Source organism: Rhodoferax sp. LS1P39, from assembly GCF_056521425.1.
Genome location: NZ_JBWMAV010000003.1, coordinates 79751 through 104266 on the forward strand (window position 1 = coordinate 79751; position 24516 = coordinate 104266).

The window sequence follows — 24516 nt, forward strand, 5'->3', positions numbered from 1 at the left end:
CGCATGGCTTTTTTCAAGTTTCGAACCCAGGGCGACGAACCGTCGGCAGGCCCCGCTGAAACCATCGACGGCATGCGCCGCCGCGCCCGGCACCGCCTGATTGGCGCGGCGCTGCTGGTGCTGGTGGGCGTGATTGGCTTCCCGCTGCTGTTCGATACCCAGCCGCGCCCGGTGGCGGGCGATATCGCCATCGACATTCCCGACAAAGCCAAGGTCAAGCCGCTCAGCGTGGGCACGGTCAAGGTCGAAAAAGCGGTGGAAACCGATGCGCCCGTAGCGGTAGCTGCTGCTCCGCAAACCCCAGAACCCAAGGTATCGACCGAATCCAGCCTCGACCCCAAGGAAGAAGTCCTGGCACCCCGGCCCGCGCCCAAGGTTGAAAAACCGGTAAAGGCTGAAGTGAAGCCTGAGCCCAAACCTGAAGCTAAACCCGCCCACAAGCCCGAAGACGATGCCGCCAAGGCGCGCGCCTTGTTGGACGGCAAGGCCACGGCCGACGCAGCCGATGGCCGTTTCATCGTCCAGGTGGGCGCGTTTGCCGATGCCGACAAGGCCCGCGAAGCCCGTTCCAAGCTGGAGCGGGCGGGCTTGAAAACCTATACCCAGGTGGTAGATACCAAGGACGGCCCGCGGACCCGGGTGCGGGTAGGCCCATTTACGGGCAAGGCCGATGCCGAAAAGGCCGCCAGCAAGATCAAGGGCCTGGCTTTGTCCGCCTCGATCCTGGCTTTGTAGGTGTTGAATTCTGTGGCGCTGCTCGATTGGGCAGTGCTGGCCACTTTGTTGTTGTCTCTGGTGCTGGGCGCGGTGCGCGGCCTGGTCTACGAGGTGCTGTCGGTGCTGGGCTGGATAGCGGCTTTTGTGGCAGCGCAGTGGTTTGCCGCCGACGTGGCCGCCGCGCTGCCCATGGGCACGGCCTCGGCCACCCTGCGGTTTGCGGCGGGGTTTGTGCTGGTATTTGTGGCGGCAGCGTTTGCCGCGGGGTTGATCGCCCGTTTGATCAAAACGCTGGTGCAGGCCGTGGGCCTGCGACCGGTGGACCGCGTGCTGGGGGCTGTGTTTGGCCTGTTGCGCGGTGTCATTTTGGTGTTGATTGGCGGTGTCGTCGTCCACCTGACCGGCATGCACCAGGGTGCATGGTGGCAAGAATCGCGCAGCGCCGGTGTGGTCACCGAGGTGCTGCACACCGCCCGGCCTTTGTTGCCGGAGGCTTTTTCTCAATTTTTACCATGACGCAAGTCACTCGCTAGGGAATAAACCATGTGTGGAATCGTTGGAGTTGTCAGCAACGCCCCTGTGAACCAGTTGATCTATGACGCCTTGCTGCTGCTGCAGCACCGGGGCCAGGACGCAGCCGGTATCGCCACCCAGCTGGACCGCAAGTTCTTCATGCACAAGGCCAAGGGCATGGTGCGCGATGCGTTCCGTACCCGCGACATGCGGGCCCTGCCGGGTAACTGCGGCCTGGGCCAGGTGCGCTACCCCACGGCGGGCAATGCGTATAGCGAAGAAGAGGCGCAGCCCTTCTACGTCAACGCGCCCTTCGGCATCGTGCTGGTGCACAACGGCAACCTGACCAACGCCCACGCGTTGAAGGCCGAGCTGTTTACCACCGACCACCGCCACATCAACACCGAGAGCGACTCCGAAGTGCTGCTCAACGTGCTGGCCCACGAGATCGAAAAGTCCACCCGCGGCCTGCCGTTGTCGCCGATGGACGTGTTTGCCGCCGTGCGTAACGTGCACCGCCGAGTCCGTGGTTCGTACGCCGTGATCGCCTCCATCGCGGGCCATGGCCTGCTGGCGTTCCGCGATCCGTACGGCATCCGCCCGATGTGCATTGGTCGCGCCCCCGGCTCAGTGATGCTGGCCAGCGAATCCGTCGCCCTGGAAGGCACCATGCATACCCTGGAGCGCAACCTGGCCCCTGGTGAAGCCGTGTTCGTCGACCTGGAAGGCAATGTGCACGCCCAGCAGTGCGCCGACGCGCCCACGCTGAACCCCTGCATTTTTGAATACGTCTACCTGGCCCGCCCCGATTCGGTGATGGACGGCATCTCGGTGTACCAGGCGCGTTTGAACCTGGGCGAGACCCTGGCCAAGCGGGTGATTTCCACCGTGCCGCCGCAAGACATCGACGTGGTGATCCCCATCCCCGAGTCCAGCCGCCCCAGCGCCATGCAACTGGCGCAGCTGCTGGGTCTGCCGTACCGCGAAGGTTTTGTGAAAAACCGCTACGTGGGTCGCACCTTCATCATGCCCGGGCACGAAGTGCGCAAGAAGTCGGTGCGCCAAAAGCTCAACGCGATTGCCAGCGAGTTCAAGGGCCGCAATGTGCTGCTGGTGGACGACTCCATCGTGCGCGGCACCACCTCCAAAGAAATCGTGCAGATGGCCCGCGATGCCGGTGCCCGCAAGGTCTATATGGCCAGCGCCGCGCCGCCGGTGCGCTTTCCCAATGTCTACGGCATCGACATGCCGACCAAGGACGAGCTGGTGGCGCATGGCCGCACCGTGGAGCAGATCCGCGAGCTGATCGGCTGCGACGCGCTGATTTACCAGGACGTGGACGGCATGAAGCGCGCCATCTGGGCTGCTACCGACACATCCGCCGGTTCGCCCAATATGCCCATCAGCGGCTTCGATGCGTCCTGCTTTGACGGCGTGTACGTCACCGGCGACATCACCACCGACGACATCCAGCGCATGCGCGACAACCGCCCGGTAGAACAAGAGTCGGGTGGCGACAACTCCCGCCTGGCCCTGCCGAATGCCGAACCCGCCTAATTTCTGAGAGTGCTATGAAGACCCGTACCCGTTTCGCCCCATCGCCCACCGGTTTCATCCACCTGGGCAACATCCGTTCCGCTCTGTATCCCTGGGCCTTTGCCCGCGCCACCGGCGGTGATTTCATTCTGCGCATCGAAGACACCGACGTGGAGCGCTCCACCCAGGTCGCCGTGGACGTGATCATCGAAGGCATGCAGTGGCTGGGCCTGGACTACGACGAAGGCCCGTTCTACCAAATGCAGCGCATGGACCGCTACAAAGCCGTGCTGGCCGATATGGTGGCCGCCGGGCATGTGTACCCCTGCTATATGTCGGTGGCCGAGCTCGATGCCCTGCGCGACGCACAAATGGAAGCCAAGGAAAAGCCGCGTTATGACGGCACCTGGCGGCCCGCAGACGGCAAAACCCTGCCGCCCATTCCTGTAGGCGTGCAGCCCGTGCTGCGCTTCAAGAACCCGCAAGGCGGATCGGTGGTGTGGGACGACAAGGTCAAGGGCCGTATCGAGATCAGCAACGACGAGCTGGACGACCTGGTGATTGCCCGCCCCGACGGCACGCCCACCTACAACTTTTGCGTGGTGGTGGACGACCTGGACATGGACATCACCCACGTCATCCGGGGCGACGACCACGTCAACAACACACCGCGCCAGATCAACATCTTCCGCGCCCTGGGCAAAGAGCCACCGGTGTACGCCCATTTGCCCACCGTGCTCAACGAACTGGGCGAGAAGATGAGCAAGCGCAACGGTGCCAAGCCGGTGACGCAGTACGCCGTGGAAGGCTACCTGCCCGATGCCATGGTCAATTACCTGGCCCGCCTGGGCTGGAGCCATGGCGACGATGAAATCTTCAGCCGCGAACAATTCCTGCAGTGGTTTAACCTGGACCACCTGGGCAAGAGCGCGGCGCAATTCGATGAAGCCAAGCTGCGCTGGGTCAACGCCCAACATTTGAAGGCCATGGCCGACGACGCACTGGCGGCGCTGGTCGCCGTGCATCTGCAAGCCAAAGGCGTTGCCAGCGACGAGCGCTTGCCGGCCATCTGCGGCCTGTTCAAAGACCGCTGTGACACCACCGTGGTGCTGGCCGACTGGGCCGCTACCTTTTACGCCGATGTCACGCCCAAAGCCGAAGAGCTGACCCAGCACGTCACACCGGCCATCCAGCCTGCGCTGGCACTGCTGCGCGAGAAGCTGGCCGACTGCACCTGGGACAAGCCCAGCATCGCGGCCGCCATCAAGGAAGTGCTGGCGGCGCAGGGCCTGAAGATGCCCCAACTGGCCATGCCGGTGCGTGTGCTGGTGATGGGCACGGCCCAGACGCCATCGCTGGACGCGGTGCTTTTTTTAAGTTCTCGCGAAAAAGTTTTGCAACGCTTGCAAACATCGTAATTTGCGCGCTATAATTTGAGGCTTGGAAGGTTAACAACAAAGCAGAGCTTACAAGGCAAAGCAGAGTTGGAGACAAAGTTGGGGGGTATAGCTCAGCTGGGAGAGCGCTTGCATGGCATGCAAGAGGTCAGCAGTTCGATCCTGCTTACCTCCACCACTTCTTTCAAGTGTGGAAGTTATTTTTGATAACGTTGTTCCAAGGTTTTGACCCTATCGTCTAGAGGCCTAGGACACTACCCTTTCACGGTAGGTACCGGGGTTCGAATCCCCGTAGGGTCGCCAAGTTGTAGCGCTTGGGTATGTTGCTCGCAAGAGCCGTGTGCCGAAAGCTATCTACCAGGAGTGGTAGTTCAGTTGGTTAGAATACCGGCCTGTCACGCCGGGGGTCGCGGGTTCGAGTCCCGTCCACTCCGCCACAATGGAAAAAGCCTTCTAGGTCGCAAGAACTAGAAGGCTTTTTGCTTGGTGAAATTATTTTGAGATCCCCCAGGGACACCTGCATGACCGACACCACGGAAACCACGCTTCTCGATACGCCCCCCAACGGGCCGAATTACCCCGCAGACAGCTTGCTGGTCGAATCGCTCGACATCGAAGCCCAGGGCGTGGCCCATAAACCCGACGGCAAAGTCGTGTTCATCAAGGGCGCGCTGCCGTTTGAGGTGGTCACTGCCAACATCAACCGCAAAAAAGCCAGCTTTGAGCAGGCCACCGTGGGGGCCATCCACCGCGAGTCGTCCCAGCGCGTGCGGCCCGGCTGCCCGCATTTTGGTTTGCACGAAGGTGCGTGCGGCGGCTGCAAGATGCAGCATTTGCACGTGGGCGCGCAGGTGGCCATCAAGCAACGGGTGCTGGAAGACAACCTCTGGCACCTGGGCAAGCTCAAGGCCGACAGTATTTTGCGGCCCATCGAAGGCCCGGCCTGGGCCTACCGCTACCGGGCGCGGCTGTCGGTGCGCTTTGTGCGCAAAAAGGGCGAGGTGCTGGTAGGTTTCCACGAGCGCAAGAGCGGTTATGTGGCCGACATGAAGGTCTGCCCGGTGCTGCCGCCGCATGTCAGCGCCTTGCTGCTGCCGTTGCGGGCCCTGATTGGCGGCATGGACGCGCGTGAAACCCTGCCGCAGATCGAGCTGGCCTGCGGCGACACGGTCACGGCCATGGTGTTGCGCCACATGGAGGCTTTGAGCGCGGGCGATCTGGCGCAGCTGCGGGCGTTTGGCTCTTTGCACAATGTCCAGTGGTGGTTGCAGCCCAAGGGGCCGGACACCATCCACTTGCTGGAGGAGGGCGGCGACCAACTTAGCTACGCTTTGCCCGAGTTCGGCATCACCATGCCTTTCAAACCTACCGATTTCACCCAGGTGAACCCGCAGATCAACCGCGTGCTGGTGGTGCGGGCGCTGCGTTTGCTGGAAGTGCAAAAGACCGAGCGCGTGATCGACTGGTTTTGCGGCCTGGGTAACTTTACGCTGCCGTTGGCCACCCTGGCGGGCGAGGTGCTGGGCATCGAGGGCAGCGAGGCGCTGGTGGCCCGCTCACGCGAAAATTACAAGCTGAATCAAGCCCTAGCGCTCAATACATCAGCGCTGGCAGCTACTAAGTTTGTAGCGCGCAACCTGTTCGAGATGACCCCTGAGCTGCTGATGGCCGACGACAGTGCCGATAAGTGGCTGATCGATCCACCCCGGGAAGGTGCTTTTGCACTGGTACAGGCCTTGGCCGCGTTGCACCAAGACTTTTCGCTGCGCCAGGGCTGGACACCGCCGACGCGCATCGTCTACGTGAGCTGCAACCCGGCCACGCTGGCGCGCGATGCCGACGTGCTGGTGCACCAGGCGGGTTACCGCTGTGTGTCGGCGGGGATGGTGAATATGTTTCCGCACACCGCCCACGTGGAGAGCATGGCGGTGTTCGAATTGGAAGCTTAAGAAGCCTTGGCTTTGCCGCCGCGGGCCTCTTTGGCCTTGGGGGTGACTTCTTCCTTGGTGGCGGCCACGGCTTCTTCCGCCGGGGCTTCGCCTTCCACCGGGATTTTGACGACCGAGGCCACGCCCTCAATCTTGTTCTCGCGCATGTAGGCGTCCATGTCTTTCCAGCCCTGGAACACCGAGGCCTTGGCGGCTTTGGGGTTCAGGGTGTAACAGTCTTCGATGCCGCGCAGCGCGTGGCGGCAGGCACCACCCGTGGCTTTGGCATCGGCCTCGCGCGCGACCACCTTGGGGTCGGGGTAGACACCCGGGATCTCGCAGCCTGCCAGGAACAGGACGGCGCAAGAGACAAGAAGGTAGCGTGGAGATAGGGTCATATGTTGCAGACAGTAGCTTGGTTATCGGCTTCTGGCTTCAAAGATTCAACTTTACTTCGGATGCGGCCAAAGAAAAAGGCCCCGAAGGGCCTTTGGCTAAAGGGGTGGATACGCGCTTAGTCGCGCTCGCCGCCCATGATGCCCAGCAGGGACAACAGGCTCTGAAAGATGTTGAACAAATCCAGGTACAAGGCCAGGGTGGCGCTGATGTAGTTGGTTTCGCCGCCGTCGATGATCTGCTTCAGGTCGTACAGCAGGTAGGCGCTGAAAATGCCGATGGCGGCCACCGAAATGGCCATCATGCCGGCGGTAGAGCCCACAAAGATGTTGACGATACTGCCCACCATCAGCACCAGCACGCCCACAAACAGCCACTTGCCCATGCCGGAGATGTCGCGCTTGATGACGCTGGCCACGCTGGCCATCACCAAAAATACGCCTGCGGTACCGGCAAATGCGGTCATGACCAGGTCGGGGCCGTTCTTGAAGCCCAGCACCATGGCGATCATGCGCGACAGCATCAGACCCATGAAGAAGGTGAAGCCCAGCAGCACCGGCACGCCAGCCGCCGAGTTCTTGGTCTTTTCAATGGCGTACATGAAGCCGAACGCGCCGCCCAGGAAGACGATCAGGCCCAGCCCGCCGCCCAGGCTTTGGGTGATGCCGGTGGCCACGCCCAGCCAGGCACCCAGCACCGTGGGCACCATGCTCAGGGCCAACAGCCAGTAGGTGTTGCGCATGACGCGGTTGCGCTGTTCTTGCATAGCACCGGTGCTGGGGCTGATGCCAAAACCTGTGCTGGTGTAACGGTCGTTCATAGAGAAGCTCCTTCGGATACTGCAATGCAGATGGGGAAATTTTAGGGCGATTCAAGGACAAAGCAGAAATATGCCCGTGGGTGAGACCTATTTTTCCTGGGGGTACTGGACAAACCCGGGTCAAAAATGGCTGATTTTCATGTTGCACTGCGGCAAAAAATGCAGGCTGCCGTTATGCTCGAAGCTCTATTTATCCACCAGGAAGCTGCCTTGAAAACCAAATCCGTACTCGAATTCGCCGACGTGAAAACCATTGCCGATGCCGCCGTTGCTGAAGCGCTGAAGAACCAATGGGCGGTGACCATCGCCATCGTGGACGATGGCGGTCATTTGCTGTCGTTGCAGCGCCTGGACGGTGCGGCAGCACTCTCGTCGCACATCGCACCCGCCAAGGCCCACACCGCCGCGCTGGCCCGCCGCGAATCCAAGGTGTATGAAGACATCATCAACGGTGGCCGCACCGCCTTCCTGACCGCGCCCTTCATTGAAGGCATGCTGGAGGGCGGCGTGCCCATCATCAAAGACGGCCAGTGCGTTGGTGCGGTGGGTGTCAGCGGCGTGAAGTCGCCCGAAGACGCGCAAATCGCCCGGGCCGGTATCGCCGCCATCGGCTTGTAATTGCTCTGTTTTCTATAGCTGCTCGTGCCTATTCAATAAGCGCTAGAGGCCTTTTTCATCTAAAAATGGGCTGTGCAGCAATGCCTGCGCGCATTCGCCCACGATCCACTGCCGAAAGCGCTGCACCGGCTCGGGCGTGCGCTGGGCGGTGGGCTCCACCAAAAAGTAGCCGTGGGCCGTGGTGGTCGGCTGGGCGAAGGCGGCCACCAGCTGGCCGTTGCGCACCAGGTCGTCCACCAGCGGGGTCCAGCCCAGCGCCAGGCCTTGTCCGGCAATGGCGGCCTGGATCACCAGCGGGTAATTGTTCAGCGTGAGGTCGTGGCTTTCGCCGCTGGCAGCCACGCCATGCAGCGCCAGCCAGTTCTGCCAGCCCAGCCAGCGCAGGGGCTCGGCGCTTTCCAGGTGCAGTAATGGCAACTTGGCCAGATCGGCGGCCTGGCCGGCCAGGCCGTGGGCCGCCCAGAAGCCGGGGCTGCACACCGGCACCACGATCTCGGGGAACAAGGCCTGCGCCGTGCAGCCCGGCCACTGGCCTGCACCGAAGGCCACCGCAATATCCACCGGCTCGCCCCGGATGTCGAACGGGTCCTGGGTGGTGACGATGCGCACGTCCAGGTTGGGCACCAGCGCGCGCAGCGCCGCCAGCCGGGGCATCAGCCAGTAGGCGGCAAAACCGAAGTCGGTGGCCACGGTCAGCACCTGGCGGGCACGCCGCGCGCGGATGTGGGCGGCGGCCTCGCCAATGCTGCCCAGGCTGTCGCGCACCGCGTTGAAGAGCTGCAGGCCGTCGGCGGTGAGCGACACGCCCCGGTGCCCGCGCTTGAACAGCGGCACGCCCAGGTCTTCTTCCAGCAAGCCAATGCGCTGGCTCACAGCGGGCTGGCTGGTGCCCAGCTCCAGGGCGGCGGCGGTGAAGCTCAGGTGGCGTACCGCCGCCTCAAAAAAGACCAGGCTTTGCAGGGGCGGGAGTCGGCGTGGTGTTGCCATAACAAGTGTTTATGGATGTATAAGAAATGAAAGTCTTCACGTGCCGATAGCACCTGCGTAGACTGCATTTTTTGCATAAACCCCCATTATGTTTGGAATGAGAAAAGCATGGCACAACCGAATATCCTGATCCTGATGGCCGACCAGCTCACGCCCTCGGCGCTGGCCGCGTATGGCAACACCGTCAGCAAGACCCCGCACATCGACGCACTGGCCGCGGGGGGCGTGGTGTTTGAATCGGCCTATACCAACAGCCCGCTGTGCGCGCCGTCGCGTTACGTGTTCATGGCAGGCAAGCTGCCCTCAAACATTGGCGCTTACGACAACGCTGCCGAGATGCCGTCCGAGGTGCTGACCTTTGGCCACTACCTGCGCCACGCGGGCTACCGCACGATTTTGTCGGGCAAGATGCATTTCTGCGGAGCCGACCAGTTGCACGGCTTTGAAGAGCGCCTGACCACCGACATTTACCCCGCCGACTTCGGCTGGACCCCCGACTGGGACCAGCCCGAGGTGCGCCCTAGCTGGTACCACAACATGGGCTCCGTCACCGACGCGGGCACCTGCATCCGCAGCAACCAGCTCGATTTCGACGAAGAAGTGGTGTTCCTGGCGCAGCAAAAGCTGTTTGACCTGGCCCGCGACACCGATGCGCGGCCCTTTTGCATGGTGGTGTCGATGACGCACCCGCACGACCCCTACGCCATTCCGCAGCAGTACTGGGATTTGTACCGCGACGAAGACATCGACATGCCACGCGTACCGCCGATAGCCCCCGCGCAGATGGACCCGCACTCCCAGCGCCTGCGCCACGTGAGCGACATGGACAGCACACCCATCAGCGCTGCCCAGACCCGCCACGCCCGCCATGCCTATTACGGTGCGGTGTCGTACGTGGACGAGCAGATCGGCAAAATCCGCCGCACCCTGGAGCAGACCGGCCAGGCCGACAACACCATCGTCATCTTGATTTCTGACCACGGCGACATGCTGGGCGAGCGCGGGCTTTGGTACAAGATGAACTTCTTTGAAAACGCCTGCCGCGTGCCGCTGATCGTGCACGCGTCCAGCCGCTTCCAGCCGCACCGCGTGGCGGCATCGGTGTCGCTGGTGGATATTTTGCCCACCCTGGTGGACATGGCGTTTGAAGGCGCAGCCCCGGCCGCACCCGAGGCGCTGGATGGCCGCAGCGTCTGGCCGCACCTGATGGGCACCGGCGGGCACGACGAGGTGGTAGGCGAGTACCTGGGCGAGGGCGCGGTGGCCCCGCTGATCATGCTGCGGCGCGGCGTGCACAAGTTCGTGCATTCGCCGGGCGACCCGGACCAGCTGTTTGACCTGCAGGCCGACCCGAATGAGCTGAACAATTTGGCCACCGACCCTGCCGCGCATGACCTGTTGCAGGCCTTCCGCGCCGAGGTGGCTGGGCGCTGGAATATGCCGCAACTGCGCGCCGAGGTGGTCGCCAGCCAGCGCCGCCGCCGTTTCCACTACGCCGCGCAAAACCGGGGCGTGCCGCAGTACTGGGACCACCAGCCCTTCCAGGCGGCCAGCCAGCGCTATATGCGCAACCACATCGATCTGGATACTTTGGAGGCGCGGGCCCGCTATCCGGTGGTGAAGGCTTGAAATCAGGCGTGTGGGGAAAAAAAGCATGGCTAGTCGGCGCGGGGCCGAAACCCCTTGCCGTTGGCTAGCAAAAACGATCCTCTCAGACTCCGTGGCGGAGTCTGCGGATCGCCCCACGATGAAACCTACATGACTTACGCAAGTTCCCCCTGTAAGCCCGAAGGGCGATACAGGGGCGCCGCGTAAGTCATAACTTTATTTCGTCAAGATGAGTTTGCCCAGCTTGGTGTTCTGCAGGCGGTACACACAGCCGTTGTGCATGATCTCCACGGCCTTTTGGCCTTTGAGCAGATCACGGCTTTCCACTGCGGAAGTGGGTTTGGCAGCGGCCTTGCCCATGTCCATGCCCTGGAGCACGCTGTTGGCGTTCTCGCCCGAGGTGGGGTTGAACTGGGGGCGGGCTGAAAGGGTTGCGTACATGGTGGGCTCCTGTAAAAGGCTTGCGATGCGCTAATGATAACCATTCTCAATTGAATTGGGCGTTTCTCCGGGATTTTTTTTGTGAGACGGTGGTTGTGGACTCCGGGATGCGGTGGGTCTGTGGACGGCGTTGGTCTATGATTGCTATTTTTTAGATAGCTTCCAGTGCATGCCATACAAGCGTAAAGTGCCAATTTCGCTATGGGTTTGCGGGAGTGTTGCGTGTCTGGTGGCGCTGGCCACGGCGTGGTACAGCCGCGCGGAAGATGCGCAACGGGCAGAGCGTGGGCAGCAGCTGTTTGTGGGGGGGCAGCCTATGGCCGCCCGGTTGTACGGACAAACCACGTCCCTGCCGTCCCTGGCCAGCCGTTGCAGCAACTGCCATGCGGTGCAGCCCGTGGTGGCGCTGGACACGCAGGCCTTTGGCCCGCGGCTGGGCCGGGCGGCGCTGACCGAACCGGCAGCCCGCCGTGGCGGCCCGCCGTCCCGCTATACCCAAGATAGCTTTTGCCGTTTGCTCTCCGATGGGGTGGACCCCGCTTCTATCCTGTTGGCCGGTGCCATGCCCCGTTACACGCTCGCCCCAGCCGACTGCCAGGCGCTGTGGCAGTACCTGATGCAAGCCCCACCATGACCGCAAAAACGATAGACTCTGCCCGCCGTCGCTATGCCCTGGCCACCGCCGGTACCCTGTTCGGGGTGCCGCTGTGGACACAGGCCCACCAGGGTGCGGGCATCGTCCGACCACCCCAAAGCCTGCCACCGCTGCAGGTGGCCCCGGTTCGGGGGGCGCCCACAGCGCTGGCAGAGATGCTGGCGCGGCGCATTACCGCCGTCCAGCTCATGTTTACCGGCTGTAGCGCGACCTGTCCGCTCCAGGGCGCGCTGTTTGCGGAGTTGCAAACGCAGCTGGCCGGGGCTCCCGCCGAACTGCAATTGCTGTCGATCAGCATCGACCCCCTGGGCGACGACCCCAAAGCCCTGGCCGCCTGGCTGCAGCGCTTTGGGGCCCAGCCCCGCCGCTGGACGGCAGCGCTGCCGTCCGTGCGCGACGTAGACCGGCTGCAGGATTTCTTCAATGGCCGGGCGGTCGGCCCCGACCGCCATACGCCCCAGGTGTACCTGTTCGACCGCAGTGCGCGGCTGGTTTTTCGCAGTGTGGACTTTCCCAACCCTGCGGAAATCGGGCGGTTGATGGCAGAGCTGGTGGCATTGCGGTGATTTACACATCAGCTTAAAAATAGATTTGTACACAAAACACTACAATATTTTTTGTTATAGACAAAAGGTGTTGTATGTATACGTTGTCTTCCTTTGGGGAGAGATGCGGTAGGCTGGTTCCGGTGCTGGTGCTGGCCTGGGGTTTGGCGGCCTGCGGTGGCGGTTCCACGGACATGGTAGAAGCGGGCCGGGCCAAGGCCGCCGGTGTACCGATTGCCGCAATCAACCAGGCCCGGTGGGGCCCCAAGATCAATGTCAGCCTGGTCCCGGTCTCGGCGGCCAATTTGCCCAATGGGAATGTGATGCTTTGGGCGGCCAATGGCGAGTTTTCGTTCAGCGACGATGATGCCCGGGCCTACACCACCACCTTCAATCCCAGCACCGGCGGGTTTACCAAGCGCTTTGTGAATGCGACCGGCAGCAACCTGTTTTGCCCCGGCACCAGCATGCTGGCCGATGGGCGGCTGCTGGTCAGTGGCGGCTCGCAGGCGGGCAATACCACCATCTACAACTACGCCAACGACACCTGGGTGGCGGGAGCGGCGCTCAAAATCACCCGCGGCTACAACGCCAACGCGGTGCTCCAGGACGGGTCGGTCTTCACCCTGGGCGGCTCCTGGAGCGGTGGTGTCGGCGGCAAGCACGGTGAAATCTGGACCGAGGCCACCGGCTGGCAGCGCCTGACCGGTGTGCCAGTGGACGATATGGTCGGCCCCGACCCGGTAGGGGCATCCCGGGGCGATAACCATATGTGGTTGCTGCCTACCGGCAACGGCCAGGTGCTGCACGCAGGCCCGAGCGCCAAGATGCACTGGATCGACACCCGCGGCAATGGCAATGTGCGCTCGGCAGGCAACCGGGGCGACGATGCCTACAGCATGAACGGCAACACCGTGATGTACGACATCGGCAAAATTCTCAAAGTGGGGGGGGCGACCGCCTACAGGGATGGCATTGCCAACGCCAACAGCTACGTGATCGATGCGAACGCGGGCGTGCAGGTGCGCAAAATCGCCTCGATGGCCTATGCGCGGGCTTCCCACAACAGCGTGGTGCTGCCCAATGGGCAGGTGGTGGTGATTGGCGGCCAGAGCTTGATGGTGCCCTTCACGGACAACACGGCGGTGCTGGTGCCTGAACTGTTCGATCCGGTCACCGAAACCTTCACCGCGCTGCCGCCCATGACCGTGCCGCGCAACTACCACAGCGTGGCCCTGCTGCTGCCCGATGGCCGGGTGATGTCGGCCGGTGGGGGCCTGTGCGGGGCTGGTTGCGCAGCCAACCACCCGACCATGGAAATTCTCAGCCCGCACTATCTGTTCAACGCCGATGGCAGCCCGGCCACGCGCCCGGTGATCACGACAGCCCCCGCCTTTGCCAACTACGGCACCGTGGCGAACGTCAGCACCGATGCCCCGGTGACCGCGTTTGCGCTGGTGCGCATGTCTTCCACCACCCACACGGTCAACAACGACCAGCGGCGCATTCCCCTGAGCTTCACGCCGACGGGGGCCAACAGCTACGCGCTGAACATCCCCACCAACCCTGGCTGGGCCCTGCCGGGCTATTACATGCTGTTCGCGATGGACAGCGCAGGCGTGCCTTCGGTGGCCAAGACCTTTTTGCTAAGCCAAACCTCGGCCCCGTTGATCACCCCGGTAGACGACCAATCCTCCAGCCTGGGCAGCACGGTCAGCCTGGCCGTGCAGGCCCGCAACCCCACGGGTGCGGCGCTGGTCTACCGTGCCACCGGCCTGCCCCCCGGGCTGGTGCTGGACACCGCCACCGGCACCATCCAGGGCACGCCCAGCGTGCTGGGCCGCTATGCCGTGTCGGTGGAGGTGGGTAACGGCATCCACCGCATCGCGACCGAGTTTGTCTGGACCGTGCGTGAGCCGGGGCTGGTGCAGTTTGTCAAGCTGGAGGCCCTGGGCGAGGTGAACAACGGCCCCTGGTCGTCGATGGCCGAGTTCAACCTGCTGGACGAGGCGGGCGTGGCCCTGAACCGCAGTGGCTGGAGCATTTGGGCCGACAGCCAGCATACCGACGGACAACAAGTGGCGCTGGCCATCGACGGCGATCCGAAAACCATGTGGCACAGCGCCTGGGGCACCAGTGCACCGCTGCCGCACAGCGTGGTGGTGGATCTGGGCAGCGGCCAAAAAATCAGCGGTATGCGCTACCTGCCCCGACAGGATGGCGGCAACGGCACGATCAGCCGCTTTCGGGTCTATGTCAGCGCCGACGGTGTCAACTGGGGTACGCCCGTGGCCCAAAGCAATCTGGTCGACTACGGTGCCAATAACGCGGAAAAGACGGTGTATTTCAACAATGTCGCGGCAGGCAAACCGGCCAGCCAGTCCAGCACCGCCGGTAGCGCCATTGCGGCGCTGGTGGTTGACCGCAACCAGGATGGCGTGCTGGCCAATGGCGGACTGGGCCTGACCGGTGCCGACACCAATGCCTGGTGGGAGGTGGACCTGGGCAGCATCCACAGCCTGACCAGCCTGCGGCTGTGGAACCGCACCGATTGCTGTGCCGCCAACCTGGCCAACTTCTACGTGCTGGTATCCAGCACCCCGATGGCCGGGCGCACAGTGGAGCAGTTGCTGGCCGACACCACGGTATGGCGCTCGCCCTTGAATGCCACGGCACCGCGCTCGCTGGCACTGCCAGTCAACACCCGTGGCCGCTATGTACGGGTGCAACTGGTCGGCACCAAAGCCTTGGGCCTGGCCGAGGTGGCGGTGTATGGCTTGCCCACCGCCAACCGGGCACCCAGCCTGGCCACTCCCACGCCATCGCCCGTGACCCTGGGCCAGGCCGTGACCCTGAACCTCAGCGCCAACGATCCCGACGGCGATGCCCTGGCGTACACCGCTACCGGTCTACCGCCGGGCTTGGTGCTGCAGCCCGCCTCGGGCGTGGTCAGCGGTACCACCGCCGCCGTCGGCAGCTACAACGTCACCGCCACGGCCACCGACCCAGCGGGGCTGCAGGCCTCGGCCAGCTTTGTCTGGACGGTGTTGAGCCCGCCGGTCGCCATTGCCCCGATTGCTGCTGTCCCCAGCACCAGCAACACCAGCGTGGCCTACACCGCCACGGCGGCGGGCAGCGGGCCTTACCAGTACCAGTGGGACTATGGCGACGGCAGCCCGGTCACGCCGTTTGGCCCCAGTGCCAGCACCACGCACACCTATGCGGCCCCGGGCCTGTACACCGTGCAACTGACGGTACGCAGCAGCGACGGCACCACCAGCACCCGCAGCTTTGTCCAGGCGGTGGCGGCTGCCGCCGTGCCCGGCGCGGCCAAAGCCTCGTCCAACCTGCTCTGGGAGCCGCGCAGCGGAGCCAGCGCCCGCCTGTGGGTGGTGAACCCTGACAACGACACGGTGTCGGTCTTCGACACCGCCACCAACGCCCGGGTGGCCGAGGTGGCCGTGGCCGCCCAGCCCCGCACCTTGGCCCTGGCGCCGGATGGCCGGGTCTGGGTGGCCAACCAGGGCGCAGCCAGCATCAGCATCCTCAGCCCCAGCACCTTGACCGTGGTACAAACCGTGCCCCTGGTGCGCGGTAGCCAGCCCTATGGTGTGGTGGTGGCGGCCGATGGTTCTGCCTACGTGGCGCTGGAAGGCCTGGGCCAGCTGCGCAAGCTGTCGGCCACCGGAGCGGCCCAGGGCACGTTGAACGTGGGGCCCAACCCGCGCCATCTCGCCCTGGGTGCCGACGGCAACACCCTGCTGGTGTCGCGTTTCATCACCCCACCCCAGCCCGGCGAAGCTACCGCCACGGTGCAGACCACCCTGGCGGGTGCCAAACAGGGCGGTGAGCTGGTGGTGGTGGACCCGGCCACGCTGGCCATCCGCCGCACCGTGGTGCTACAGCACAGCGACAAATCCGACAGCTCCACCCAGGGCCGGGGCGTACCCAACTACCTGGGCGCTGCCGCCCTGTCACCCGACGGGGCCAGCGCCTGGGTGCCGTCCAAGCAAGACAACATCCAGCGTGGCAAGCTGCGCGATGGGCAGGAACTGGATTTCCAAAGCACCGTGCGGGCCATCTCCTCGCGCATCGCGATGGACAGCCTGACCGAAGACTATGCGGCACGGGTAGACCATGACAACGCGGGCCTGGCCAGTGCCGCTGCCTACCACCCCAGTGGGGCCTATGTTTTTGTCACGCTGGAGGCCAGCCGCCACCTGGCGGTGCTGGATGCTACGGGGCGGCGCGAGCTGTTCCGGGTGGACACGGGCCGCGCCCCGCAAGGCGTGGTGGTGTCGGCCGACGGCAAAAAGCTTTACGTCCACAACTTCATGGACCGCAGCGTCGGCGTGTACGACCTGTCGCCCCTGGCAGGCTTTGGCCGCATGGAGCTGCCCCTGCTGGCCACCCTGGGCAGTGTGGGTACCGAGAAGCTGGCTGCCGATGTGCTCAAGGGCAAGCAATTCTTCTACGATGCCCGTGACACCCGGCTGGCCCGCGACGGCTACATGAGCTGCGCCGCCTGCCACAACGACGGCGGGCACGATGGCCGCACCTGGGACTTCACCGGGCGCGGCGAAGGCTTGCGCAACACCATCCGCCTGCGCGGCCGGGCCGGTGGCCAGGGCCCGCTGCACTGGAGCGGCAACTTCGACGAAACCCAGGACTTTGAAGGCCAGATCCGCACCCTGGCCCAGGGCACGGGCCTGATGGCCGATGCCCAGTTCAATACCGGCACCCGCAGCAGCCCCTTGGGCGCTGCCAAAGCCGGTGCCAGCGCCGACCTGGATGCCTTGGCGGCTTACATGGCTTCGCTGAACACGTTCGAACCCAGCCCCTGGCGCAACAATGGTGCCCTGACCAGCGCCGCCCTCACCGGCCAAGGCGTGTTCAACGCCCAGTGCGCCAGCTGCCACGGCGGAGCCACGTTCACCAACAGCACGGCGGGCCTGCTGAAAAACGTGGGCACCCTCCAACCCGGCAGCGGCAAGCGCCTGGACGGGGTGCTGGCCGGCATCGACATCCCCACGCTGCGCGATGCCTGGCTGACTGCGCCGTATCTGCACAACGGCTCGGCCGCCACCCTCGACGATGCCGTGCGCGCCCACACCACCCTGGCTTTGGGCGCGGCCGACGTGGCATCGGTCAGCGCCTTCGTGCAGCAGATCGGGTCCGAGGCGGCGGGGGTGGCCACGGGGCGCTACGTCAAGTTCGAGGCGCTGGGCGAGGTCAACGGCAACCCCTGGAGCAGCATGGCCGAATTCAATTTGCTGGACAGCAACGGGGCGGTGCTGGGCCGCACTGGGTGGACGGTGGTGGGTGACGGCTCCGAGGTGGTAGGTGAAAACGGCAGGGTGGCCAACATCCTCGACGGCAACTACAGCACCATCTGGCACACGCCGTGGTACACCACCAGCCCCAAGCCGCCGCACTGGGTGGTGGTGGATATGCGCGCGGTGCAGTCCATCACCGGTTTCCGCTACACACCTCGCGCGGGCGGCGGCAACGGCACGGTGGCGGCCTACCGCCTGTTTGTCAGCATGGACGGCGTGGCCTGGGGCAGCCCGGTGGTGCAGGGAAACCTGAAAAACCTGGGCGCGGCCAACCTTGAGAAAACCGTGGTTTTCAAGTAGTTGCTATCAAAAAAATAGCTACTCGTGCTTATGGAATAAGCGCTAGCAGCTATTTTTATGCCTAAATTTATTTACGGTGCCTTGGGCTCGGTGATGAAGCCAATCTTCTTCACCCCCGCCTGCTGGGCCGCCGCCATCACCTGGGCCACGCGTTCGTAGCGCACGTCCTTGTCGCCACGGATGTGCAGCTCGGGCTGGGGTTCCTTGGCGGCTTCGGCTTGCAGCATGGGGACCAGGGCGGCCTCGGCGACCGGGTTCTCGTTCCACCAGTAGTCGCCCTTGGCATCCACGCTCAGGCGCACGGTTTCGGGCTTCACGTCCTGCACCTGGTTGGTGGCGCGGGGCAGGTCGATGTTGACAGCGTGCTTCATCACCGGGATGGTGATGATGAAGATGATCAGCAGCACCAACATCACGTCCACCAGGGGCGTCATGTTGATCTCGTTCATCACCTCATCGGGTTCGTCCTGGGTTCCGAAAGCCATGGTTTAGCTCCCTTTTTTCATGGGCACGACGTTCGCTGCGCCGCTGGTGCTCACACGGGCACCGGTGACGAAGAAGGCGTGCAGGTCGTGGGCAAAACTGTTGAGCTTGATCAGGATGGACTTGTTGCCGCGCACCAGGGCGTTGTAGCCCAGTACCGCCGGAATCGCCACCGCCAGGCCCAGCGCGGTCATGATCAGCGCCTCGCCGATGGGGCCTGCCACCTTGTCGATGGTGGATTGGCCCGACAGGCCGATGCTCAAGAGCGCGTGGTAAATGCCCCAGACCGTGCCAAACAAGCCAATGAACGGGGCGGTGGAGCCCACCGATGCCAGGATGGCCAGGCCGGACTGCAGTTTGGCGGTGAACTCGTCCATGCTGTTGCGCAGGCAGCGCGTAACCCAGTCGCTCACGTCCAGGCTGTCGTGCAGATGGGCCTTGGTGTTGCGGTGGTGGGCGGTGGCTTCGCGGCCTTCCAGGGCCAGCTGGCGAAACGGGTTGGTCGGGTCATCGCCCAGCTTTTTCAGGCCGGTGGCGAAGTCTTCGCTGTGCCAGAAGTCGGCCGCGCTGGTGCTCAGCTTCTTGAACTTGAAGACATCCAGCGCCTTGATGATGATGACGATCCACGAGGCCAGCGACATGGCCAGCAGGATGACGGCCACGGATTTGGTGACGAAGTCGCCCTGCGTCCAGACGTTGGCGATACCGAATTGCGATTCCATTGAAAACTCCAGAGATAAAGATGCGTTGAATAAAGCGTTGAAATTAGCTGAGGCTGAAGGGCATGGGAACAATCACCCAGGCCGCTTCGGGTACGCCGTCGCGTTTGCCGGGCACAAACCGCCATTTGGCGATGGCGGCCAGCGCCGCCTGGTCCAGCCGCTCAAAGCCGCTGGACTTCTTGATGTCCACACTCATTGCATTGCCTTCTGCGCTGACATGCACCAGCACGTGCACCGTGCCTTGCTCGCCCAGACGTCGGCTCGCAGTGGGATAGGCGGGCTTGGGGTTGTTCAGGTAGTTGGCATCGCTGGACGGCGCGACGATCTTCGGCGGCGCAGGCGGTGCGGCAGGCGGGGCCACCGGCGCAGCGGCTACCGCCACCGGCTCGGCGATCGGCGGGGCGGGCGGCTGCGGCGTGGTCACGCCGGTGGGCGCGTTGGCGGTAGGCGTGGGGTCGGCAATCGCCATGGGGCGCGGCGCGGGCGGCGGTGTGGGGGTGCGGGTTTTGACCACCGGCTGCTTGACCGGGGCGGGTGGCGGCGGTGGCGGCTCAGCGGGTTTGGGCGGCTCCACGATCTGGGCCAGTATTTCCACCGGCACCACGATTTCCACCACGTGCCGGATCAGCCCGCTTTGCAGGGCCCACAGTGCTGCGCCATGGAACACCAGCACGCTGCCCACGATGATGGCATTGCGGCTGAAGCGGGGCGCAGGGGGAAAGGGTGGGGGGGAGGACAAGGTGCTGTTCATAGGAAGTGGCCACAGGCAAGCATCGCCGTTCCTGCAAACGGACGCAAGGCACCGGGGTGCGGCTAAAGGTTAGTTACGAAAGGTCCACCAGGCCGAGCCTGTGACCAGGATCAGGCTGCCGCAAATTGCGCAGAGGTAGGTGAATGGACTGGCGCTGAGGAGTTCCATGCCTTGCTTTCCAAAATGGAGCTGGCGAGCTGGATGGCGGCGACCGGGTGCGACGCGTTGCACTGCGCCACGATGTCGCGTGCGCAGCCTTCGCAGCGGCCGCATTGGGTGGCCACACCCAGTTCGAGCTGGATGTCGTCAAACCCGAAACCGGCCCGCGCGTGGCGGGCAATTTCGCGGTCAGAAACCCGTTGGCAAACACAAACAATCATGGCGGCGAGCACATTGGCTGGCTGTTGAGAAGATGCGCCAATTATAAATACGAATCCGTCGCATTTGCAATAGCTATCTGGCATTACCCTTCAAACAACAGGGCGGGAGTGGCCTGCGCCAGGGTTTGGCAGCCGCACAAAGCCATGGCGATCTCCAGCTCGTCGCGCAGCAGGCGCAGCACATGGGCCACGCCCACCGCACCGGCGTTGGCCAGCCCGTATACATAAGGCCGCCCGATCAGCACCGCGCTGGCCCCCAGCGCCATGGCCTTGAGCACGTCGGTGCCGCGGCGGATGCCGCCATCCACCAGCACCGGCAGGTCGCCCACCGCGTCCTTGATGCGCGGCAGCACGGCGGCGGTGGCGGGCGCGGTGTCCAGCGTGCGGCCCCCGTGGTTGGAGACGATGATGCCCGCCACGCCCAGCGCAGCCGCCTGGCGCGCGTCGGCGGGGTGCAGGATGCCTTTGAGCAAAATCGGCAGCCGGGTCTGGGTTTGCAGCCAGGCCACGTCGTCCCAGGTGGGTGCATGGGCCAGCAGGCCGTCGAACAGGGCGCTTTGGCCGGGCTGCAGTGGCGCGGCAGGTGCCGACTGGAAACCCGCCAGGTGCACCGCCGACACGCCCAGCGGCAGCCTAAAGCCCACGCGGCGCTGCCGGTCGCGCGCGCCCTCGGTGGGGCCGTCCACCGTGAGCACCAGGGCATCACACCCGGCCCGCTCGGCGCGCTGCACCAGCGCCAGGGTGTGGGCACGGTCGGCCTGCAAATACAGTTGAAAACAAAATGGGCCTCTAGCGCTTTCAGATAGGGCGGTAGCAGCTATTGTTTCAATAGCAATACTGGAATTGGTGCTGAGCACCATGCCCGCGCCCAGTGCCGATGCCGCGTAGGCGCTGGCCAGCTCACCGTCCGGGTGGGCCATGCGTTGGAACGCCACCGGGGCCAGCAGGATGGGGTGGGCCAGGGTGCGGCCCAGCAACTGCACGCGGGTGTGGCCACCGGCCAGCGGCTGCAGCACGCGGGGCCAGAGCTGCCGCGTGTCCCAGGCGCTGCGGTTGGCCCGCACCGTGATCTCGTCGCCCGCACCGCCGCTGAAGTAGGCCCAGGCGTTCGCGTCCAGCACCGTTTGCGCGTGGTGGGCATGGTCTTCCAGGGTGACGATGCCGGGGGGGATTTTTTCAACCGTGGGGGCGTTCATGTGTCGGCCCACATGCGCAACAGGTTGTGGTATGTGCCGGTCAAACCGGTGGTCTCGGGCGTTTCACCGTGTTGCTGGCGCAGGCTGAGCAGGTGGGTGTCCAGGTCGAACAGCAGTTGGCGCTGTTCCTGGCTGCGCACCATGCTCTCGATCCAGAAAAAGCAGGCCAGCCGCGCGCCGCGCGTGACCGGCTCCACCTGGTGCACGCTGGTGCCCGCGTACAGCACCAGGCTGCCTGCGGGCAGCTTGACGCGCTGCGGCCCGGCGGTGTCGTGGACCACCAGCTCGCCGCCGTCGTAATCCTCTGGCGCGCTCAAAAACAGGGTGCAGGAGATGTCGGTGCGCACGCGCTGGCCGGTGTCGGGGGCGAAGCGCACCGCGTTGTCCACGTGCGGGCCGTAGAAGTTGCTGGCACCGCCGTAACGGTTGACGCGCGGGGTGAACACCCGCTTGGGCAGGGCGGCGGAGAAGAAGGTCGGGTTGCGGTCCAGCCCGCGCAGCAGCAGGGCGCGGATCTGGCTGGCGGCCTCGCAGTCGTGCGGTAGTTGTTCGTTGTTTTTGACGGCCTGCGCCTGGCTGCCCGCGCTGGCGCGGCCATCCGCCCAGGGGGCATCGGTCAGCAGGCTCTGGGCGTGTTGGACTTCTTCGGGGGTCAGGATGTGGGGGATGTGCAGCAGCATGGGGGAATTGTCATCGAACGTGAAAAAGCCGCCCCGGCCTGGAGGGCTGGGGCGGCTTGAGGTGCTAAGTGCTAGTGTTAACTGGCAGCCTAGAACTTCAGCTTGGCGGTCACTTGCATGGTGCGGCCCGCGCCCGGCACATAGAACGCGGGGTACAGCGCATCGGCGTACAGCTTGTTGGTGGCGTTGGTCACGTTGGCCTTGATGATGAACTTGTCTTCAATCACTGCGTACTCGGCCAGCAAGTCCAGCGTGGTGTAGCTGGGCGCGGAGAAGCCGGGGTTGCGCAGCGGCGTTTGTTTGCTGCGGAAGTTGACACCGCCACCCAGACGCAGTTTGGGCGTGATCTGGTAGGTGGTCCACACCGTGCCGCTGTGCTCGGGCGTGAGCGACGGACGGGTGCCCTGGCCTTCGGAGCCCGCCACACCCACGTCGATCTTGGCCGACGGAATCCACACGTACGAGCCAAACACTTCCCACTGCGAATTGACCAGGCCGCTCACGTCGGCTTCAAAGCCGGATGCATGGCGCTTGCCCGACAGCGTGATCAGGCTGGTGATCAGCGGATCGGTATTGCGCTCGTGCAGCTTGGTCGAGCGGAACACCGCCAGGCGGGTGCTGAAGCGTTTGTCTGCCGACTCGATGCGCGCGCCGAGTTCCAGGTTCTGGCTGCTTTCGGGCGGGATGTTCTGGTTGGACGCGCTCAGCGAGTAGGCATCGCCCGAGGTGTTGAACGAGGTGCCGTACGACAGGTGGAACGAATGCAGCGCGGTAGGCTGGTACATCGCGCCCAGGCGTTTGCTCCACTCGCCAATCTTCATCTTGTACGAGCCGGTGGTGGCACCGGTGGCAGCGGCGAAGGTGTCGTAGTCACCCGTCATGCGGTCGTAGCGCAGGCCGCCCAGCAGCTTCCAGTGGGGGGTAATCTGGACCAGGTCCTGGGCGTAGATGCCCACGCCATTGGATTCGAAGCCATTGCCGGGACGGTAGACGCGCAAGTCTTCGTTGAACGACGCGCCGTCGTTCGGGGTGCCTGCCGTGGTGCTGGGCTTGGTGGTGGCCACGCCGCCCTGGGCTACGGTTAATCCGGCCATGACGGTGCGCTTTTCTTGCGCAAAGTCGATACCGGCCAGCACTTCGTGGCCCACGCCCAGGGCTTCAAACTTGCTGCTGAAGTCGGACTGGACGTACAGGTTGTCCATCTGCTGCACTTTGGCCTGCAGTGAGCGGGTCATCACGGTGGATGGGTTGAAGGTGGCCAGCGACACGGCCTGGCCGCCCACTGCGGGCACGCGGATCAGGCTGGCACGCATGTCGCGGTTGTAGTCGCCCTTGCGGATCGAGGTCTTCAGCTCCGAATCGGGGCTGAAGCGGTGCAGGTGGCTGAGCGACACATAGGCCGCCTTGGTGTTGTTGTAGTCGCTGGCCATGCCGTAGTAGGCATCGGGGTCGAGCTTGGTGTTGAGGCCGGTTTCCGCCACGGTAGAAGCGGCGGTGGGGCGAATCCACGGCAGGCCGTAGTTCATGCCGTTCTTGTTGTTCAGGTAGTACAGGCCTGCCGAGAACTCGTCCGAGCTGCCGATGCCGAAGCGGTACGCCGCTGCCAGGCCTTGTTTGTCGATGCTGGAGCCCGCGCCGTTGTTGTCGGCGGAGTTGGTCATCAGGTTCAGGCGCAGGGCCGCGTCGTCGGCGGTCTTGATGTTGAAGTCACCGGTCAGGCGGCGGTACTTGCTGTTGCCCAGGGTCAGGTTGACTTCGCTGGCATCTTTCAGCAGCGGCTGCTTGTTGACCTGGTTGACCGCACCGCCGGTGGAGCCACGGCCAAACAACATCGAGGCAGAGCCGCGCAAAATTTCCACGCGGTCATCGTTGAAAGTGTCGCGCTCGTAGAAAGCCGGGTCGCGGATACCGTCCACAAACACGTCGCCGGTCGATTGCAGGTTGAAGCCGCGCATGCGGATGTCTTCCTCGCCGCCCTCGGCTGCCAGGAACGACACGCCGCCGGTGTGGCGCAGCACGTCTTTGACGGTGTCGTAGTTGCGGTCGGTGATCAGCTTCTCGGTGATCACGGTGATCGACTGGGGGATGTTGCGCAGCTCTTGCTGGCCCTTGCCGATGGTAGTGGTGGTGGCGCGGATGCTGTCTTTGCCCTCGGCCTGCTCTTTCACGGCCACCGGAGCCAGGGTCTTGGCCTTGTTGGCATCGGTTTCCTGGGCCATCGCACCCATGGAGCCCGCCAGCAGCATGGCACCCAGGGGCAGCATGGCATACGGTGTGACGGAATGTGCTACTGTTTTAGTAGCTGCTTGCGCCGATAGATTAGGCGCTAGAGCCGGTTTTTGCTTGAAATTTTTGCGTCGGGACATGGAGGTCAGCCTGGGAGGGGTTGCAGTAATTGGCTGGCTTACGCACTGAACGCTGAAGAGGTTCGAAATGCCGCGCTGGCTAGGTTGAGAAATACCGCACTATTGTAAATTAATGCGAATCATTCTTGTTACTGCTGCGCT

General features: G+C 64.0%; 21 protein-coding genes and 3 tRNA genes. 13 read left to right on the forward strand and 11 right to left on the reverse strand.

The window, feature by feature from the left end:
- The first annotated feature begins 3 nt into the window (after window positions 1-3).
- The 8 genes from AC097O_RS07255 to rlmD all read left to right on the forward strand — a co-directional run bounded on the left by AC097O_RS07255 (window position 4) and on the right by rlmD (window position 6112).
- The gene (locus AC097O_RS07255; RefSeq protein WP_479592173.1) at window positions 4-735 is read left to right on the forward strand and encodes an SPOR domain-containing protein; all 732 of its coding nucleotides are present in this window, start codon (window positions 4-6) and stop codon (window positions 733-735) included.
- A 12-nt stretch (window positions 736-747) separates the two neighbouring features.
- Window positions 748-1233, forward strand: a complete 486-nt coding sequence (locus tag AC097O_RS07260; protein ID WP_315191765.1) for a CvpA family protein — start codon at window positions 748-750, stop codon at window positions 1231-1233.
- A gap of 27 nt (window positions 1234-1260) precedes the next feature.
- Complete coding sequence (purF, locus tag AC097O_RS07265; protein ID WP_479592174.1) at window positions 1261-2787, forward strand: amidophosphoribosyltransferase; 1527 nt, start codon at window positions 1261-1263, stop codon at window positions 2785-2787.
- A 14-nt stretch (window positions 2788-2801) separates the two neighbouring features.
- Window positions 2802-4184, forward strand: coding sequence for a glutamate--tRNA ligase (gene gltX, locus AC097O_RS07270; protein WP_479592175.1), 1383 nt, complete (start codon window positions 2802-2804; stop codon window positions 4182-4184).
- A gap of 81 nt (window positions 4185-4265) precedes the next feature.
- Window positions 4266-4341: transfer RNA gene (locus AC097O_RS07275), tRNA-Ala, on the forward strand.
- Between the two features lie 49 nt (window positions 4342-4390).
- Window positions 4391-4466, forward strand: a tRNA-Glu gene (locus tag AC097O_RS07280).
- Window positions 4467-4523: 57 nt separating this feature from the next.
- A tRNA-Asp gene (locus AC097O_RS07285) sits at window positions 4524-4600 on the forward strand.
- Between the two features lie 84 nt (window positions 4601-4684).
- Window positions 4685-6112: a 23S rRNA (uracil(1939)-C(5))-methyltransferase RlmD gene (gene rlmD / locus AC097O_RS07290; protein ID WP_479592176.1), complete on the forward strand. Its 1428-nt coding sequence runs from the start codon at window positions 4685-4687 to the stop codon at window positions 6110-6112.
- On the opposite strand, the gene AC097O_RS07295 is transcribed toward rlmD, so the two are convergent.
- Both AC097O_RS07295 and AC097O_RS07300 read right to left on the reverse strand, forming a co-directional pair.
- Window positions 6109-6489, reverse strand: coding sequence for a hypothetical protein (locus AC097O_RS07295; protein WP_479592177.1), 381 nt, complete (start codon window positions 6487-6489; stop codon window positions 6109-6111). The two genes, rlmD and AC097O_RS07295, sit on opposite strands and share 4 nt — an antisense overlap.
- A gap of 116 nt (window positions 6490-6605) precedes the next feature.
- A complete protein-coding gene (locus AC097O_RS07300) occupies window positions 6606-7307 on the reverse strand; it encodes a Bax inhibitor-1/YccA family protein (RefSeq protein ID WP_479592178.1) in 702 nt (233 codons plus the stop codon).
- A 210-nt stretch (window positions 7308-7517) separates the two neighbouring features.
- Between AC097O_RS07300 and AC097O_RS07305 the strand changes: the two genes are divergently transcribed.
- On the forward strand, window positions 7518-7925 hold the full coding sequence (locus tag AC097O_RS07305; RefSeq protein WP_479592179.1) for a GlcG/HbpS family heme-binding protein: 408 nt from the start codon (window positions 7518-7520) through the stop codon (window positions 7923-7925).
- A 42-nt stretch (window positions 7926-7967) separates the two neighbouring features.
- Here AC097O_RS07305 and AC097O_RS07310 read toward each other — a convergent pair whose 3' ends face one another.
- Window positions 7968-8912 (reverse strand): choline sulfate utilization transcriptional regulator, encoded by a 945-nt coding sequence (locus AC097O_RS07310; RefSeq protein WP_479592180.1) that lies wholly within the window; start codon window positions 8910-8912, stop codon window positions 7968-7970.
- Window positions 8913-9020: 108 nt separating this feature from the next.
- On the opposite strand from AC097O_RS07310, the gene betC reads away from it, so the two are divergent.
- The gene (gene betC / locus AC097O_RS07315) at window positions 9021-10541 is read left to right on the forward strand and encodes a choline-sulfatase (protein WP_479592181.1); all 1521 of its coding nucleotides are present in this window, start codon (window positions 9021-9023) and stop codon (window positions 10539-10541) included.
- A 195-nt stretch (window positions 10542-10736) separates the two neighbouring features.
- Here betC and hemP read toward each other — a convergent pair whose 3' ends face one another.
- Window positions 10737-10961, reverse strand: a complete 225-nt coding sequence (hemP, locus tag AC097O_RS07320) for a hemin uptake protein HemP (protein ID WP_479592182.1) — start codon at window positions 10959-10961, stop codon at window positions 10737-10739.
- Window positions 10962-11277: 316 nt separating this feature from the next.
- On the opposite strand from hemP, the gene AC097O_RS07325 reads away from it, so the two are divergent.
- The 3 genes from AC097O_RS07325 to AC097O_RS07335 all read left to right on the forward strand — a co-directional run bounded on the left by AC097O_RS07325 (window position 11278) and on the right by AC097O_RS07335 (window position 17797).
- Entirely contained in the window at window positions 11278-11595 is a 318-nt protein-coding gene (locus AC097O_RS07325; RefSeq protein WP_479592183.1) for a hypothetical protein, read from the forward strand.
- Window positions 11592-12182: an SCO family protein gene (locus AC097O_RS07330; protein WP_479592184.1), complete on the forward strand. Its 591-nt coding sequence runs from the start codon at window positions 11592-11594 to the stop codon at window positions 12180-12182. Before AC097O_RS07325 ends, AC097O_RS07330 begins: the two co-directional genes overlap by 4 nt.
- 122 nt (window positions 12183-12304) lie before the next feature.
- The gene (locus AC097O_RS07335) at window positions 12305-17797 is read left to right on the forward strand and encodes a discoidin domain-containing protein (RefSeq protein ID WP_479592185.1); all 5493 of its coding nucleotides are present in this window, start codon (window positions 12305-12307) and stop codon (window positions 17795-17797) included.
- Window positions 17798-17868: 71 nt separating this feature from the next.
- Here the strand turns inward: AC097O_RS07335 and AC097O_RS07340 are convergent, their stop codons facing one another.
- The 7 genes from AC097O_RS07340 to AC097O_RS07370 all read right to left on the reverse strand — a co-directional run bounded on the left by AC097O_RS07340 (window position 17869) and on the right by AC097O_RS07370 (window position 24375).
- Window positions 17869-18282, reverse strand: coding sequence for an ExbD/TolR family protein (locus AC097O_RS07340; RefSeq protein ID WP_479592186.1), 414 nt, complete (start codon window positions 18280-18282; stop codon window positions 17869-17871).
- Between the two features lie 3 nt (window positions 18283-18285).
- Window positions 18286-19002 carry a MotA/TolQ/ExbB proton channel family protein gene (locus tag AC097O_RS07345; protein ID WP_479592187.1) on the reverse strand — a complete coding sequence of 239 codons (717 nt, stop codon included), beginning with the start codon at window positions 19000-19002 and terminating at the stop codon, window positions 18286-18288.
- A gap of 43 nt (window positions 19003-19045) precedes the next feature.
- Window positions 19046-19741, reverse strand: coding sequence for an energy transducer TonB (locus AC097O_RS07350; RefSeq protein WP_479592188.1), 696 nt, complete (start codon window positions 19739-19741; stop codon window positions 19046-19048).
- Between the two features lie 122 nt (window positions 19742-19863).
- Window positions 19864-20133 (reverse strand): (2Fe-2S)-binding protein, encoded by a 270-nt coding sequence (locus tag AC097O_RS07355; protein ID WP_479592189.1) that lies wholly within the window; start codon window positions 20131-20133, stop codon window positions 19864-19866.
- Between the two features lie 83 nt (window positions 20134-20216).
- Window positions 20217-21329 carry an alpha-hydroxy acid oxidase gene (locus tag AC097O_RS07360; protein ID WP_479592190.1) on the reverse strand — a complete coding sequence of 371 codons (1113 nt, stop codon included), beginning with the start codon at window positions 21327-21329 and terminating at the stop codon, window positions 20217-20219.
- Window positions 21326-22009, reverse strand: coding sequence for a Fe2+-dependent dioxygenase (locus tag AC097O_RS07365; protein WP_479592191.1), 684 nt, complete (start codon window positions 22007-22009; stop codon window positions 21326-21328). Before AC097O_RS07365 ends, AC097O_RS07360 begins: the two co-directional genes overlap by 4 nt.
- Window positions 22010-22098: 89 nt before the next feature.
- Window positions 22099-24375 (reverse strand): TonB-dependent receptor, encoded by a 2277-nt coding sequence (locus AC097O_RS07370; RefSeq protein WP_479592192.1) that lies wholly within the window; start codon window positions 24373-24375, stop codon window positions 22099-22101.
- Between the last annotated feature and the right edge of the window lie 141 nt (window positions 24376-24516).

Coding starts and splice junctions, on each gene's coding strand:
- AC097O_RS07310 (WP_479592180.1), bottom strand. CDS start 8,912: ATGGCAACACCACGCCGACTCCCGCCCCTGCAAAGCCTGGTCTTTTTT.
- AC097O_RS07300 (WP_479592178.1), bottom strand. CDS start 7,307: ATGAACGACCGTTACACCAGCACAGGTTTTGGCATCAGCCCCAGCACC.
- betC (WP_479592181.1), top strand. CDS start 9,021: ATGGCACAACCGAATATCCTGATCCTGATGGCCGACCAGCTCACGCCC.
- AC097O_RS07370 (WP_479592192.1), bottom strand. CDS start 24,375: ATGTCCCGACGCAAAAATTTCAAGCAAAAACCGGCTCTAGCGCCTAAT.
- AC097O_RS07330 (WP_479592184.1), top strand. CDS start 11,592: ATGACCGCAAAAACGATAGACTCTGCCCGCCGTCGCTATGCCCTGGCC.
- AC097O_RS07295 (WP_479592177.1), bottom strand. CDS start 6,489: ATGACCCTATCTCCACGCTACCTTCTTGTCTCTTGCGCCGTCCTGTTC.
- AC097O_RS07345 (WP_479592187.1), bottom strand. CDS start 19,002: ATGGAATCGCAATTCGGTATCGCCAACGTCTGGACGCAGGGCGACTTC.
- purF (WP_479592174.1), top strand. CDS start 1,261: ATGTGTGGAATCGTTGGAGTTGTCAGCAACGCCCCTGTGAACCAGTTG.
- gltX (WP_479592175.1), top strand. CDS start 2,802: ATGAAGACCCGTACCCGTTTCGCCCCATCGCCCACCGGTTTCATCCAC.
- AC097O_RS07360 (WP_479592190.1), bottom strand. CDS start 21,329: ATGAACGCCCCCACGGTTGAAAAAATCCCCCCCGGCATCGTCACCCTG.
- AC097O_RS07325 (WP_479592183.1), top strand. CDS start 11,278: ATGGCCGCCCGGTTGTACGGACAAACCACGTCCCTGCCGTCCCTGGCC.
- hemP (WP_479592182.1), bottom strand. CDS start 10,961: ATGTACGCAACCCTTTCAGCCCGCCCCCAGTTCAACCCCACCTCGGGC.
- AC097O_RS07255 (WP_479592173.1), top strand. CDS start 4: ATGGCTTTTTTCAAGTTTCGAACCCAGGGCGACGAACCGTCGGCAGGC.
- AC097O_RS07355 (WP_479592189.1), bottom strand. CDS start 20,133: ATGATTGTTTGTGTTTGCCAACGGGTTTCTGACCGCGAAATTGCCCGC.
- rlmD (WP_479592176.1), top strand. CDS start 4,685: ATGACCGACACCACGGAAACCACGCTTCTCGATACGCCCCCCAACGGG.
- AC097O_RS07365 (WP_479592191.1), bottom strand. CDS start 22,009: ATGCTGCTGCACATCCCCCACATCCTGACCCCCGAAGAAGTCCAACAC.
- AC097O_RS07340 (WP_479592186.1), bottom strand. CDS start 18,282: ATGGCTTTCGGAACCCAGGACGAACCCGATGAGGTGATGAACGAGATC.